Origin of the sequence: Pseudomonas sp. Ps21-P2 (genome assembly GCF_039672565.1) — a bacterium.
GTDB lineage: Bacteria > Pseudomonadota > Gammaproteobacteria > Pseudomonadales > Pseudomonadaceae > Aquipseudomonas.
Genome location: NZ_JBDFPL010000003.1, coordinates 348,087 through 361,706 on the forward strand (window position 1 = coordinate 348,087; position 13,620 = coordinate 361,706).

General features: G+C 60.2%; 13 protein-coding genes. 12 read left to right on the forward strand and 1 reads right to left on the reverse strand.

Features of this window, described 5'->3' with window-relative positions; all coding sequences use genetic code 11:
* Nucleotides 1-103 precede the first annotated feature (103 nt).
* From ABEH28_RS09085 to ABEH28_RS09115, 7 genes are all read left to right on the forward strand, one after another.
* Nucleotides 104-928: a transporter substrate-binding domain-containing protein gene (locus ABEH28_RS09085; RefSeq protein ID WP_346629723.1), complete on the forward strand. Its 825-nt coding sequence runs from the start codon at nt 104-106 to the stop codon at nt 926-928.
* A gap of 21 nt (nt 929-949) precedes the next feature.
* Nucleotides 950-1,303, forward strand: coding sequence for a DUF4398 domain-containing protein (locus ABEH28_RS09090; RefSeq protein WP_346629933.1), 354 nt, complete (start codon nt 950-952; stop codon nt 1,301-1,303).
* Nucleotides 1,300-2,115, forward strand: a complete 816-nt coding sequence (locus tag ABEH28_RS09095) for an OmpA family protein (protein WP_346629724.1) — start codon at nt 1,300-1,302, stop codon at nt 2,113-2,115. The genes ABEH28_RS09090 and ABEH28_RS09095 overlap by 4 nt, the downstream gene beginning before the upstream one ends.
* A 151-nt stretch (nt 2,116-2,266) precedes the next feature.
* Nucleotides 2,267-3,706 (forward strand): PLP-dependent aminotransferase family protein, encoded by a 1,440-nt coding sequence (locus ABEH28_RS09100; protein ID WP_122538388.1) that lies wholly within the window; start codon nt 2,267-2,269, stop codon nt 3,704-3,706.
* Between the two features lie 114 nt (nt 3,707-3,820).
* On the forward strand, nt 3,821-4,528 hold the full coding sequence (locus ABEH28_RS09105) for a translation initiation factor 2 (RefSeq protein ID WP_346629725.1): 708 nt from the start codon (nt 3,821-3,823) through the stop codon (nt 4,526-4,528).
* Nucleotides 4,529-4,629: 101 nt separating this feature from the next.
* Complete coding sequence (locus ABEH28_RS09110; protein WP_346629726.1) at nt 4,630-4,887, forward strand: YkgJ family cysteine cluster protein; 258 nt, start codon at nt 4,630-4,632, stop codon at nt 4,885-4,887.
* A gap of 45 nt (nt 4,888-4,932) precedes the next feature.
* Nucleotides 4,933-5,541 (forward strand): START domain-containing protein, encoded by a 609-nt coding sequence (locus ABEH28_RS09115; RefSeq protein ID WP_346629727.1) that lies wholly within the window; start codon nt 4,933-4,935, stop codon nt 5,539-5,541.
* An 84-nt stretch (nt 5,542-5,625) separates the two neighbouring features.
* Here the strand turns inward: ABEH28_RS09115 and gltA are convergent, their stop codons facing one another.
* Nucleotides 5,626-6,915: a citrate synthase gene (gene gltA, locus ABEH28_RS09120; RefSeq protein WP_037009384.1), complete on the reverse strand. Its 1,290-nt coding sequence runs from the start codon at nt 6,913-6,915 to the stop codon at nt 5,626-5,628.
* Between the two features lie 363 nt (nt 6,916-7,278).
* Between gltA and sdhC the strand changes: the two genes are divergently transcribed.
* The 5 genes from sdhC (at nt 7,279) to ABEH28_RS09145 (ending at nt 13,608) form a co-directional block, all read left to right on the forward strand.
* Nucleotides 7,279-7,653: a succinate dehydrogenase, cytochrome b556 subunit gene (gene sdhC, locus ABEH28_RS09125; RefSeq protein ID WP_133771634.1), complete on the forward strand. Its 375-nt coding sequence runs from the start codon at nt 7,279-7,281 to the stop codon at nt 7,651-7,653.
* A complete protein-coding gene (gene sdhD, locus ABEH28_RS09130) occupies nt 7,647-8,015 on the forward strand; it encodes a succinate dehydrogenase, hydrophobic membrane anchor protein (protein WP_122538398.1) in 369 nt (122 codons plus the stop codon). Before sdhC ends, sdhD begins: the two co-directional genes overlap by 7 nt.
* Nucleotides 8,016-8,018: 3 nt before the next feature.
* A complete protein-coding gene (sdhA, locus tag ABEH28_RS09135) occupies nt 8,019-9,791 on the forward strand; it encodes a succinate dehydrogenase flavoprotein subunit (RefSeq protein WP_192174889.1) in 1,773 nt (590 codons plus the stop codon).
* A gap of 11 nt (nt 9,792-9,802) precedes the next feature.
* Nucleotides 9,803-10,507, forward strand: coding sequence for a succinate dehydrogenase iron-sulfur subunit (locus ABEH28_RS09140; RefSeq protein WP_122538402.1), 705 nt, complete (start codon nt 9,803-9,805; stop codon nt 10,505-10,507).
* Between the two features lie 269 nt (nt 10,508-10,776).
* Complete coding sequence (locus ABEH28_RS09145; RefSeq protein WP_192174890.1) at nt 10,777-13,608, forward strand: 2-oxoglutarate dehydrogenase E1 component; 2,832 nt, start codon at nt 10,777-10,779, stop codon at nt 13,606-13,608.
* Nucleotides 13,609-13,620: the final 12 nt, after the last annotated feature.

Sequence of the window (13,620 nt, forward strand, 5' to 3'; positions counted from 1 at the left end):
AGAACCCGTTCGTTCGGGCTGCCGCAAGCGTGTTCACTATGAACCAGCGCTCAGGCAGTCGGAACTGACGGGTTTTTTTATGGGCTCAAAAAAGGACGTTGTCATGTTGTCGCCAAAGCAGACGCTGGCTTCACTGCTGAGCGGGTTGCTGTTGCTGCCGTCGCTGGCTTGGTCGGCGGGCAAGTGTGACCGGCTGATCGTCACCGGCAGCCCTGACGCCCCGCCGTACCTGTGGCGCGACCCGCAGGACCCCAAGCACCTGATGGGCGCCAATGCCGACCTGCTCAAGGAGGTGGCGCAACAGATCGGCGTCAAGGTCGAGCTGCTGTATGGCGGCAAGCGCAGCCAGGCCCTGGAAGAGGTGCGCACCGGGCGCATGGACATGCTCGCCGACACGCCGCTCAACAGCGCCGAGCTGGAATCCCTGGACTTCATCCACCCGCCCATTGCCCAGAACGAAATCATGGTCTGGACCCGCAACGGTCATGAGCAGCCGTTCAATTCCCTGGCCGATCTACAGGGCCATCCCGGCGCCATGTCCGAAAAGACCCGCGTGACCGCCGGATTCGATGAGGCGATCAAGGCGCACCTGACACTCGAGAAGCAGGCCAGCCTGCCCAAGGCCTTTCAGAAACTGGCGGCGGGGCAGGTCGAGTTTGTCCTCGCCGGCCGCTATGCCGGTATGGCCGTGACCCAAGCGCTGGACATCGCCAAAGACCTGCAAACCCAGCCAATGCCCCTCGATCGGCCGGGGTTCTATCTGGCGCTGTCGTTCAACTCCGCCTGCAACGATCCATGGCTGCGCGGACAGCTGGCGAAAAAAATGACAGAATTGGCGGCTTCCGGTCGCTCCAGTGAAGCCGTCACGCGCAATCTGGACCTGTGGAAAATTCAATTGCAGCAGTCCGGTAGCGCCCTCCATCAGTAGGAATGTGTTTTGAGCTTTCTTTTGAAAATCCAGCCTGTATTCGCCGCAGTCGTGCTTGCCGCCCTCGTGGGCTGTGCCAATGACCCGGCGCCCACCGAACAACTCAAACTCACCGAACAGGCCGTCGCCCAGGCCGCCGCAGTCGGTGCTACGGATGAAGAGCCGGACCTGGTGATAGCGCAGACGAAGCTGGCCCAGGCTCGCGCCGACATCGCGGACAAGTCCTACAAGGACGCTCGCATGCAGGCCGAACAGGCCGAGCTGGACGCGCGTCTGGCCGAGGCCCGGGTGCTGACGCAGAAGAGCGAAGCGCAGGTGGCCCAGGTCAATATCCGCCTTGAGCGTCTGCGCAAGCAGTTGGGGGCTGGCCAATGAATGCCGTTGCGCGAAGCCTCAGTCTCGGCCTCTTGCTGGCCAGTGCCGGTCTTGCCGGCTGTGCCGGCCACCAGAACAGTGAGCAGGCGCTGCAGGGCGCCATTGCCGATTACCAGAAGGTCAAGGAAGACACCAACGTTCTGCGCAGCGCGCCGAAGGACGTTATCCGTGCCGGCGAATTGCTGGGCAGGGCCGAGCGCCTGTCGAGCTACATCGGCAGCGCTGACGACGTCAGTCATTACGCCTACCTGAGCAGCCGTTACAGCGCGATCGCCCGGGAGCACAGCAAGCTGCTGTTGAATCAGGAAAAGCTCGCGCGGCTGGAGCTGGAACGTCAGCGTCTGCAACTGGCGCTGCGTGAAGCCAAGCTGGCCGGCGCACAGCAGCAGGGCAAGTGGGCCGAAGATCAGGTGATCAGCCTGTCGACGCAGCAGAACGAGCGCGGGCTGGTGATGACCTTGGGCGACATGCTGTTTGACACCGGCCGCGCCGAACTGAAAAGCTCGGCCAATCGCACGGTGCTGAAGGTCGTGCAGTTCCTGCAGTTCAATCCCAAGCGCGTGGTGCGCATCGAGGGCTACACCGACAGCACCGGCGACGCTCAGGAAAACCTCGCGCTGTCGAAAGACCGGGCACAGGCCGTGGCTGACGTGCTGTCTGATCTGGGCATTGAGGAAGACCGGATTCAGGTCGAGGGTTACGGTGATCAGTACCCGGTGGACGCAAACACCTCCGAAAGCGGTCGTGCGCAGAATCGCCGTGTGGAAATTGTGTTCTCCGACGACAAGGGCCATCTGAGCGCGCCTCGTTGAGGATCACGGGATTGGCAGAATCCGGGTGATTCAAACACCGCGCCCTCTAGCCGGAACAGGAACTGTCACCGTACACTTCCGAACTGTTCCGGTGATCCTTCTGTCTCGATCGCCGCACGCATGATCAAAGCACGGGATCGAGGGACGCGAAATGACCAGTCTGTTGCTGTACCAACGCATCGCCCAACAGCTGGCCGAAGACATTCGCCGGGGTGTGTATCAGCCCGGCGAGCGCGTGCCCTCGGTGCGCAAGATGAGCTCTCAGCTCAATGTCAGTCATGCCACCGTCCTCCAGGCCTACGCCAATCTCGAAGACCAGGGTCTGATCCGTGCGCGGCCGCAGTCCGGTTACTACGTGCATCAAACCCCGGCCCTCACGGCGGCGACCCCCGATATCGCGCGAGTCGAGCGACCCGGTCTGGTCACCCGCGCCAGCATCATTCAACAAGTGCTGGTCGAAGCGAGGCGGGAAGGGGTGTTCGCGTTTGGCGCTGCTGTCCCTCACATCGATTACTTGCCCCTGCGCGCGTTGCATCAGCAACTGGCCAAGGTCACCCGCTTTCAGAGCCCTCGGGCGTTCAATTACATGTTCAGCCCTGGCTTCGAACCGCTGCGCCGTCAGGTGGCGATTCGCATGCGCGACGCCGGCGTGGTGATCGATCCCTCGGAAGTGGTGATCACCCATGGCTGTGTCGATGCGCTGCAGATGTCGCTGCGGGTGCTGACCAGCCCGGGCGACCTGATCGCCGCAGAATCTCCGACGTACTACGGCTTGCTGCAACTGGCCGATCTGCTTGGCCTGAAAGTCATCGAAATACCCAGCGACCCGAACACCGGGATCAGCCTGGAAGCGCTGCAACTGGCGGCCAATCAGTGGTCGATCAAAGCGCTGGTGATGACCTCGCGGCTGAGCAATCCCTTGGGCAGCACCATGCCGGAAGAGCGGCAGAAACACCTGCTGCGCCTGGCCTCGGACTTCGACATTCAAATCATCGAAGACGATATCTACGGCGAGTTGATGTACGAGCAGAACAAGACCAAGGCATTGAAGGCCTTCGACCGGCTGGGCCATGTCATCTACTGCTCCAGCTTCTCCAAAACCCTGTCGCCGGGAGTGCGGATCGGCTGGATGATCGCCGGGAAATATCAGGCGGAAATCCAGCGCCTGCAAACCTTCAGCACCCATTCAGCGTGCAGCGTGACGCAGATGGCGGTGGCGTCCTACCTGGAAAACGGCGGGTACGACCGGCACCTACGCTTTATCCGCCAGGAGCACCGCAAAAATCTCAGCGCGTTTCAGCTGGCGGTGCAGCAGATGTTTCCCGAAGGCACGCAGATCAGCCGGCCTGCGGGCGGGTTCATTCTCTGGATCAGTCTGCCGGGGCGGGTGAACACTCAGGAGTTGCACGTGCGCGCGCTGGAGCAGGGCATCAGCATCGCGCCGGGGCTGATTTTCAGTAACACGGAGCAGTTCAACCATTGCATTCGCCTGAACTGCGGGTTGCCGTGGAACCGGGAAGCAGAGAGGGCGCTGATGACGGTGGGCATGCTGGCCAAGCAGTTGTGCCAGGATGCCGGGCAATCCTGGTGAACTCGTAGGGTTGCCAGCTTTCCATACTATCGGGGGAGGCGGACGAGGGAACTTGTCAGCCGCCGTGCAAAGGGCCAGCATATGGCTCCTGTCTTACTTACTGCCGTTCAGACTATGAAATCACTGCGTTGTATAAGTGTGATGTTGTTGGTGTTGCTGAGCGCCTGTGATGCGGATAAAGCGCCCACGCCACCGGCGAAAGCCACCGCCTCGGCGCCTGCCGATGCGCCCGCTGTGGCGCCCGTGTCTCCCGAACCAGCGAAGCCTGCTTCCGGACCTGAGCCTTCGCCTGCGTTGCCGGACAAGTCTGTGGCTGACGCGCCAGCGGTCCATACCCTTGCGCCAAATATCACGACCGTGCCTGTAGTCGCATCCGGCAAGTCATCGGCTGAAGCGCCGCGAACGGTCACCAGCGCCAAAACAGCTGATGACAAGACAGCGGGCCCCAACGCCAAATCCGCCAAGGTTAAAGCGGATAACGCCGAAGCGGCGCGGCGCACCCCGGTTGCCAGCAAGAGCAAATCGGCGTCTCAAGTGGTCAAGGAAACCAAGCTCAACAAAGTCCCGCTGGACCTGAGCCTGCCGCCCGAGATGGTCAAACAGTTGACCCCGCCGTCCAACGTGATCACTGCCGCGTCGAAGGCCAAAGCCCCGTCAGCCGGCGCCAAGCCGCTGCTTCCGAAGATGTTCCCTGATGCGAACGCTGACCCGGACTTCCAGATGCAAGGCCGTCTGCTGAGCAACGAAATGGACCTGCAGTTGCGCAATGAGGCGCGCAAGGACGTGGAAGGCGCAGCGCTGGATTTCACCTTTAAAAAGTGATGAACCCATGACGCTGTCATAGTGCTCGATTTTCAAACGTGTGTTTTAGCGCGTAAGATCAGGCCATCGTTCTCACTCTCACTGCCACACAGGTTCTTTTCATGGAATGCCGTCCAGGCTGCGGCGCGTGCTGCATCGCGCCGTCCATTACCTCACCGATTCCCGGGATGCCCAACGGCAAGCCTGCGGGCATGCGCTGTCTGCACTTGTCGCTGGATATGCTCTGCGGCATTTTTGGACAGCCGGGCAGGCCGGCGGTGTGTAGTCAGTTTGCGGCGGACCCTGAGGTGTGTGGCACCGGCCCCGAGGACGCGATCCGTCTGATCGGCTGGTGGGAAAAAATGACATCGGTGGCGTGAAGCGCACCCGAGGCGCGACTGAACTTCAACAATAAGGAACAACATATGAGTTCGCTGTACCGCATTGCTTTCGGCTTGGGACTGACTGTATGGGTGGCTGCTTCAGCGCAGGCTGAGGAATGGAAAGTCGCGAAGAACGAGGAGGGCATCAAGGTCTCCCTCAGCGAAGTTCCCGGATCGCAGTACAAGGCTTATCAAGGCGTGACCACCATCAGGGCGGGCATCGGCAAGCTCAGAGCGTTGCAGGAAGACGTCGCCGCTGCCTGCGCGTGGATTCACGAGTGCAAGCTGCAGAAGATCCTCAAGCACGACGGCGACAAGACCTGGACCTACTCCCAGTTCAACACGCCGTGGCCGGTCACGCCGCGGGATTCGGTGCTGAAAGTAACGACGGTGGAAGGTGCCGATGGCAGCGTGACCCGTGAGCTGGAAGGCGAGCCCAAGTACATCCCGGAAGAGAAGGGCTTTGTGCGGGTGGCGCAGGTTGAGGGGTTCTGGAAATTCGTGCCCAAGGGCGACAACCTGACCGAGGTGACCTATCAGGTGCACACTGAACCTGGCGGCAGCGTGCCGTCCTGGCTGGCGAACAAGTTCGTGGTGGATGCGCCGTTCAACACCCTGAAAGCGCTGAAGGACCGAGCCGAGAAGAACTGATCGGTTCGCTTGAGACGCTAAAGCCACACGCAAAAAAGGCTGCCCGAGGGCAGCCTTTTTTGCGTCGTCGTGGTGGCTGTCGAGTTATTTGCGCTCGGCCAGCGGAACGATGTCGCGCGACACTTCGCCGGTGTACAGCTGGCGTGGACGGCCGATCTTGTAAGGGCTGGAGAGCATTTCCTTCCAGTGAGAGATCCAGCCGACAGTTCGCGCCAGGGCGAAAATCACGGTGAACATACTGGTCGGGATGCCGATGGCCTTGAGGATGATGCCCGAGTAGAAGTCGACGTTCGGGTACAGCGAGCGTTCGATGAAGTACGGGTCGGTCAGGGCGATCTCTTCAAGACGCATGGCCAACTCGAGCTGCGGGTCATTGGTGATGCCCAGTTCGCGCAGGACTTCGTCGCAGGTCTGTTTCATCACAGTGGCGCGCGGGTCTCGGTTCTTGTAAACCCGGTGACCGAAGCCCATCAGCTTGAACGGATCGTTCTTGTCCTTGGCCTTGGCGATGTAGGTGTCGATGTTGGACACATCGCCGATCTCATCGAGCATGGTCAGCACGGCTTCGTTCGCGCCACCGTGGGCAGGGCCCCAGAGTGCGGCGATACCGGCGGCGATACAGGCAAACGGGTTGGCGCCCGACGAGCCTGCCATGCGCACGGTGGACGTCGAGGCGTTCTGTTCGTGGTCGGCGTGGAGGATGAAAATCCGGTCCATGGCCTTGGCCAGCGTCGGGCTGATCGGTTTGATCTCGCACGGCGTGTTGAACATCATGTGCAGGAAGTTTTCCGCGTAGCTGAGGTCGTTGCGCGGGTACATCATGGGTTGACCCATGGAGTACTTGTAAACCATGGCCGCCAGGGTCGGCATCTTGGCGACCAGACGGATCGCGGAGATTTCGCGGTGCTGCGGATTATTGATGTCCAGTGAGTCGTGGTAGAACGCCGAGAGGGCACCGACCACACCGCACATGACCGCCATCGGGTGGGCGTCGCGACGGAAACCGTTGAAGAAGGTCTTGAGTTGCTCGTGCACCATGGTGTGATTCTTCACGGTGACGACGAATTCGGCTTTTTGCTCGGCGGTTGGCAGTTCGCCATTGAGCAGCAGGTAGCAGGTTTCCAGGTAGTCCGATTGCTCGGCCAGCTGTTCGATCGGGTAGCCGCGATGCAGGAGAATGCCGTTGTCACCATCGATGTAGGTGATCTTCGATTCGCATGAGGCGGTGGACATGAAGCCAGGGTCAAATGTGAAGCGTCCGGTGGCAGTCAGGCCGCGTACGTCGATAACATCGGGACCAACGGTGCCGGTCAGAATGGGCAGCTCGACGGGGGCTGCGCCCTCGATGATCAACTGCGCTTTTTTATCAGCCATGTGGCCTCCTAATTATGCTTCAAATCATCAGACAGACCCCCCACGCAGGGCCCGCATCACTATAGTGAGATAAATTCTAAAGTCAATTTGCCAAAAGTCTTGTAGCAGAAGGCTTTAACGCAGGGTTTTCGTCGAAATTACGGGCCATTTACGCCAATTATCGGGCTAAAGCAATCCACCCTTGGGACAGGGTCTGCGCGTTGTCATTAGTTGGCTAACTGTCTATACTCGGCGTCCGACCGCCAGGGGCTTTCAGGCCCGATTCAACGGGGTTGGTCACTTCCTGGGTAGTGGGTACCTGACCAGTACACTTCCCAACAACTTGCCCTGAGTGTTAGGGCTCTTCAGTGTGAAAAAAAAGCCGTGAAAAGCCAACGACCTGTAAACCTAGACCTAAGGACCATCAAACTCCCTATCACTGCTTACACGTCCATCCTTCACCGTATCTCCGGTGTCATCCTCTTCGTCGGCATTGCCATCATGCTTTATGCATTGGACCTGTCGCTCGACTCCGAGGAAGGCTTCGCGTCGGTGAAAGCGGGACTGACCAGTCCGCTGGCCAAGTTCGTGATCTGGGCTCTTCTGTCCGCACTGCTGTATCACCTGGTGGCGGGCGTCCGTCATCTCATCATGGACTCGGGCATCGGCGAGACGCTGGAAGGCGGCAAGCTGGGCTCTAAAATCGTTATCGCCGTGTCTGTGGTGGTGATCGTTCTGGCAGGAGTGTGGATATGGTAACCAACGTCACCAACCTTTCTCGTTCGGGCCTGTATGACTGGATGGCGCAACGCGTCTCCGCCGTCGTACTCGCGGCTTATTTCATTTTCCTGATCGGGTACCTGATCGCTCACCCTGGCATCGAATACGCCACGTGGCACGCGCTCTTCTCCCATAACGCAATGCGCATCTTCAGCCTGTTGGCCCTTGTAGCCCTGGCGGCTCACACCTGGGTTGGCATGTGGACCATCGCGACCGACTACCTGACGCCGATGGCGCTGGGCAAGTCCGCGACAGTGGTGCGTTTCCTTTTTCAGGCGGTGTGCGGCATTGCGATGTTCGCTTACTTCGTCTGGGGTGTGCAGATTCTTTGGGGTATCTGATTCATGGCTAACATTAATACGCTTTCATTCGACGCCATTATCATTGGCGGCGGCGGTGCGGGCATGCGTGCCGCATTGCAGCTGGCTCAGGGCGGCCACAAGACCGCTGTCGTCACCAAGGTCTTCCCGACTCGCTCCCACACCGTTTCCGCCCAGGGTGGCATCACCTGCGCAATCGCTTCGGCCGACCCGAACGATGACTGGCGCTGGCACATGTACGACACCGTCAAGGGCTCCGACTACATCGGTGACCAGGACGCTATCGAATACATGTGTTCCGTTGGCCCGGAAGCCGTGTTCGAGCTCGAGCACATGGGCCTGCCGTTCTCCCGTACCGAGCAGGGCCGCATCTATCAGCGTCCGTTCGGCGGTCAGTCGAAAGACTTCGGCAAGGGCGGTCAGGCTGCTCGTACCTGTGCTGCTGCCGACCGTACCGGTCACGCGCTGCTGCACACCCTGTATCAGGCCAACCTGAAAGCCGGCACCGTGTTCCTGAACGAGTACTACGCCGTTGACCTGGTGAAGAACCAGGACGGCGCGTTCGTCGGCATCATCGCCATCTGTATCGAAACCGGTGAAACCTCCTACATTCGCGCCGACGCGACTGTACTGGCCACCGGCGGTGCCGGTCGCATCTATTCCTCCACCACCAACGCCCTGATCAACACCGGCGACGGCGTGGGCATGGCGTTGCGTGCCGGTGTACCGGTGCAGGACATCGAGATGTGGCAGTTCCACCCGACCGGCATCGCCGGCGCAGGTGTACTGGTCACCGAAGGCTGCCGTGGTGAAGGCGGTTACCTGATCAACAAGCACGGCGAGCGTTTCATGGAACGCTACGCGCCAAACGCCAAGGACCTTGCCGGTCGTGACGTTGTGGCTCGCTCGATGGTTAAAGAGATCATCGCCGGCAACGGTTGCGGTCCTGACGGCGACCACGTAATGCTCAAGCTTGATCACCTCGGTGAAGAAGTGCTGCACAGCCGTCTGCCAGGGATCATGGAACTGTCCAAGACCTTCGCACACGTCGATCCAGCCGTGGCGCCAATCCCTGTCGTACCGACCTGCCACTACATGATGGGCGGCGTTGCCACCAACATTCATGGTCAGGCGATCACTCAGGACGCCGCCGGCGTCGACACCATCATCCCGGGCCTGTTCGCGGTCGGTGAAGTGGCGTGCGTATCGGTTCACGGTGCCAACCGACTGGGCGGCAACTCGCTGCTCGACCTGGTGGTCTTCGGCCGTGCTGCGGGTCTGCACCTGGAGCAGGCGCTCAACGAGGGCGTCGACTACCGTCGCGCTTCCGAAACCGACATCGACGTCGCGCTGGCTCGCCTCAATGGCCTGAACTCGCGTACCGATGGCGAAGACGTCGCGACCCTGCGCAAAGAGCTGCAGAGCTGCATGCAGAACTACTTCGGTGTGTTCCGTACCGGCGAATACATGCAGAAGGGTATTGCCCAGCTGGCTGACCTTCGCACGCGCATCGCCAACGTCAAGATCAACGACAAGAGCCAGGCGTTCAACACTGCCCGGATCGAAGCGCTGGAGCTGCAGAACCTGCTGGAAGTCGCTGAAGCAACGGCGATCGCCGCAGAGCATCGCAAGGAGTCCCGTGGCGCCCACGCCCGTGAAGACTTCGAAGATCGCGACGACGAGAACTGGCTGTGCCACACCCTGTACTTCCCGGGTGAAAAACGCGTAGCCAAGCGTGCCGTGAACTTCTCGCCGAAAACTGTTCCGACTTTTGAACCTAAGATTCGGACTTATTAAGGGTGACCGCCATGTTGCAAGTCAGTGTTTATCGCTACAACCCTGATCAGGACGCCGCGCCGTTCATGCAGGATTTCCAGGTCGACACCGGTGGCAAGGACCTGATGGTGCTGGACGTGCTGGCTCTGGTCAAAGAGCAGGACGAAGGCTTCTCGTACCGTCGTTCGTGCCGCGAAGGCGTGTGCGGTTCCGACGGCATGAACATCAACGGCAAGAATGGCCTGGCCTGCATCACGCCGCTGTCGGCTGTGGTCAAGGGCAACAAGCTGGTGGTTCGCCCACTGCCTGGTCTGCCGGTCATCCGTGACCTCGCCGTCGACATGAGCATCTTCTACAAGCAATACGAGAAGGTGAAGCCATTCCTGCAGAACGACACGCCGGCTCCTTCCATCGAGCGCCTGCAGACCCCGGAAGAGCGGGAAAAACTCGACGGCCTGTACGAGTGCATTCTGTGCGCTTGCTGCTCGACGTCCTGCCCGTCCTTCTGGTGGAACCCCGACAAGTTCCTGGGTCCTGCTGCGATCCTGCAAGCCTATCGTTTCCTGGCTGACAGCCGCGACACCCGGACGCAAGAGCGTCTGGCGTCCATGGACGATCCGTTCAGTGTGTTCCGCTGCCGCGGCATCATGAACTGCGTCAACGTGTGTCCGAAAGGCCTTAACCCAACCAAGGCTATTGGTCACGTGCGCAACATGCTGCTCAAAAGCGGTGTCTGAGTTTGCCGCACCTGTAACATCGCAGCACCCGCTACTGCAGCACCCGTAAACGCTGCGGCGCAGGCTTCAACCGGCGCCGTAGTTTTAACCTGAGCAGTTGTCGTATGGCTTCAGCTCTTATTTTGAAGAAATGAAACCAGCAGGGGCATCCGGGCTGGTACCCGGACTATCTGCGTGATCCCTAGTGACTTGAAGTCGCTGCACATGGACTTTTCAAGTTTGCGCTGGCATCGACGCCGATGGTGTCCCCTAATCGAGGGTGACCAAGCATGCAAGAAAGCGTGATGCAGCGCATGTGGAACAGCGCCCACCTTTCCGGTGGTAACGCTGCCTATGTGGAAGAGCTCTACGAGCTCTACCTGCACGACCCTAACGCTGTGCCAGAAGAGTGGCGCACCTATTTTCAGACGTTGCCGGCTGACGGCAGCACTGCCACCGATGTATCGCACTCTACGGTTCGCGATCATTTTGTGTTGCTGGGGAAAAACCAGCGCCGCGCCCAACCGGTCTCTGCCGGCAGCGTGAGCAGCGAGCATGAAAAGAAGCAAGTTGAAGTGCTGCGACTTATCCAGGCATTCCGTATGCGCGGCCATCAGGGTGCGCAACTCGATCCTCTGGGTCTGTGGAAGCGTACTGCGCCAGCTGACCTGTCGATCAACCATTACGGTTTGACCAACGCTGACCTCGATACCACATTCCGTGCCGGCGACCTGTTCATCGGCAAGGAAGAAGCGAGCCTACGCGAAATCGTCGAAGCGTTGCAGCAGACATATTGCCGCACCATCGGCGCCGAGTTCACGCACATCGTCGATTCCAACCAGCGCAACTGGTTCATGCAGCGCCTCGAAAGCGTGCGTGGCCGTCCTGCCTATTCCGCCGACATCAAGAGCCACCTGCTCGAGCGCGTCACGGCGGGCGAGGGTCTGGAGAAGTACCTGGGCACCAAATACCCGGGCACCAAGCGTTTCGGTCTGGAAGGCGGCGAAAGCCTGATCCCGATGCTCGACGAGCTGATTCAGCGCTCCGGTTCCTACGGCACCAAGGAAGTCGTCATCGGCATGGCCCACCGTGGCCGTCTGAACGTGCTTGTCAACACCTTCGGCAAGAACCCGCGCGACCTGTTCGACGAGTTCGAAGGCAAGAAGAAGGTCGAACTGGGCTCCGGTGACGTCAAGTACCACCAGGGTTTCTCGTCCAACGTGATGACCACCGGCGGCGAAGTCCACCTGGCGATGGCGTTCAACCCGTCCCACCTGGAAATCGTTTCCCCTGTGGTGGAAGGTTCGGTGCGTGCCCGTCAGGACCGTCGTAACGACGCCACTGGCGAGAAAGTGCTGCCGATCTCGATCCACGGTGACGCTGCGTTCGCTGGCCAGGGTGTGGTGCTGGAAACCTTCCAGATGTCGCAGACCCGTGGCTTCAAGACGGGCGGCACGATCCACATCGTGATCAACAACCAGGTCGGCTTCACCATCAGCAAGCAGGAAGACTCGCGCTCGACCGAGTACGCGACCGACGTTGCCAAGATGATTCAGGCGCCGATCCTCCATGTGAATGGCGATGATCCGGAAGCCGTGCTGTTCGTGACCCAGCTGGCGATCGACTACCGCATGCAGTTCAAGCGTGACGTGGTCATCGACCTGGTCTGCTACCGTCGTCGCGGCCACAACGAAGCCGACGAACCGAGCGGCACCCAGCCGCTGATGTACCAGCAGATTGCCAAGCAGCGCACCACCCGTGAGCTGTACGCCGATTCTCTGGCCGCCGCCGGCATCCTCAACGCCGAAGCCGCTCAGGCCAAGGTCGACGAGTACCGCAACGCGCTGGACAACGGCATGCATGTGGTCAAAAGCCTGGTCAAAGAGCCGAACAAGGAATTGTTCGTCGACTGGCGTCCGTACCTGGGTCACGCGTGGACGGCACGTCACGACACCAGTTTCGACCTCAAGACGCTTCAGGAACTGTCAGCCAAGCTGATGGAAGTGCCAGAAGGTTTCGTGGTCCAGCGTCAGGTCCAGAAAATCTACGAAGACCGCCAGAAGATGCAAGTCGGTGGCCTTCCGATCAACTGGGGCTACGCGGAAACCATGGCTTACGCCACGCTGGCATTCGAAGGCCATCAGGTGCGCATCACCGGGCAGGACGTCGGTCGCGGTACGTTCTCGCACCGTCACGCCGTGCTGCACAACCAGAAAGACGGCGCGACCTACGTGCCTCTGCAGAACCTGTACGCCGGTCAGCCTCGTTTCGACCTGTACGACTCGTTCCTGTCGGAAGAAGCCGTGCTGGCGTTCGAATACGGTTATTCGACCACTCAGCCCAATGCGCTGGTGATCTGGGAAGCCCAGTTCGGTGACTTTGCCAACGGTGCACAGGTCGTGATCGACCAGTTCATCACCAGCGGCGAGCACAAGTGGGGCCGTCTGTGCGGTCTGACCATGCTGTTGCCCCATGGCTACGAAGGGCAGGGCCCGGAGCACTCATCGGCACGTCTTGAGCGTTACCTGCAATTGTGCGCCGAGCACAACATTCAGGTCTGCGTACCGACCACCCCGGCTCAGATCTACCATCTGTTGCGCCGTCAGGTGATCCGTCCGCTGCGCAAGCCGCTGATCGTGTTAACGCCGAAGTCGTTGCTGCGCCACAAGCTGGCCGTGTCGACCCTGGAAGATCTGGCCCATGGCTCGTTCCAGACCGTCATCCCGGAAATCGACACCCTCGATGCCGCGAAAGTGACGCGTCTGGTGCTGTGCAGCGGCAAGGTCTACTACGACCTGCTGGAAAAACGCCGTGCCGAAGGCCGCGAAGACATCGCCATCGTGCGTCTCGAGCAGCTCTATCCGTTCCCGGAAGACGACCTGATGGAGGCCATCGCGCCTTACACCAACCTGACCAACGTGGTCTGGTGTCAGGAAGAACCGATGAACCAGGGCGCCTGGTACAGCAGTCAGCACCACCTGCGCCGCAGCATCGGCAATCACAACCGCAACCTCGTTCTCGAGTATGCCGGCCGTGATGCTTCCGCTGCTCCTGCTTGTGGATACGCTTCGATGCACGCCGAACAGCAGGAAAAACTGCTGAAAGACGCGTTCTCCGTTTAACGCCTTCGCGCA

Excerpts from the sequence above, each read along its gene's own strand:
- ABEH28_RS09085 (WP_346629723.1), top strand. The coding sequence starts at position 104 with ATGTTGTCGCCAAAGCAGACGCTGGCTTCACTGCTGAGCGGGTTGCTG.
- ABEH28_RS09095 (WP_346629724.1), top strand. The coding sequence starts at position 1,300 with ATGAATGCCGTTGCGCGAAGCCTCAGTCTCGGCCTCTTGCTGGCCAGT.
- ABEH28_RS09100 (WP_122538388.1), top strand. The coding sequence starts at position 2,267 with ATGACCAGTCTGTTGCTGTACCAACGCATCGCCCAACAGCTGGCCGAA.
- ABEH28_RS09105 (WP_346629725.1), top strand. The coding sequence starts at position 3,821 with ATGAAATCACTGCGTTGTATAAGTGTGATGTTGTTGGTGTTGCTGAGC.
- ABEH28_RS09110 (WP_346629726.1), top strand. The coding sequence starts at position 4,630 with ATGGAATGCCGTCCAGGCTGCGGCGCGTGCTGCATCGCGCCGTCCATT.
- ABEH28_RS09115 (WP_346629727.1), top strand. The coding sequence starts at position 4,933 with ATGAGTTCGCTGTACCGCATTGCTTTCGGCTTGGGACTGACTGTATGG.
- gltA (WP_037009384.1), bottom strand. The coding sequence starts at position 6,915 with ATGGCTGATAAAAAAGCGCAGTTGATCATCGAGGGCGCAGCCCCCGTC.
- sdhD (WP_122538398.1), top strand. The coding sequence starts at position 7,647 with ATGGTAACCAACGTCACCAACCTTTCTCGTTCGGGCCTGTATGACTGG.
- sdhA (WP_192174889.1), top strand. The coding sequence starts at position 8,019 with ATGGCTAACATTAATACGCTTTCATTCGACGCCATTATCATTGGCGGC.
- ABEH28_RS09140 (WP_122538402.1), top strand. The coding sequence starts at position 9,803 with ATGTTGCAAGTCAGTGTTTATCGCTACAACCCTGATCAGGACGCCGCG.
- ABEH28_RS09145 (WP_192174890.1), top strand. The coding sequence starts at position 10,777 with ATGCAAGAAAGCGTGATGCAGCGCATGTGGAACAGCGCCCACCTTTCC.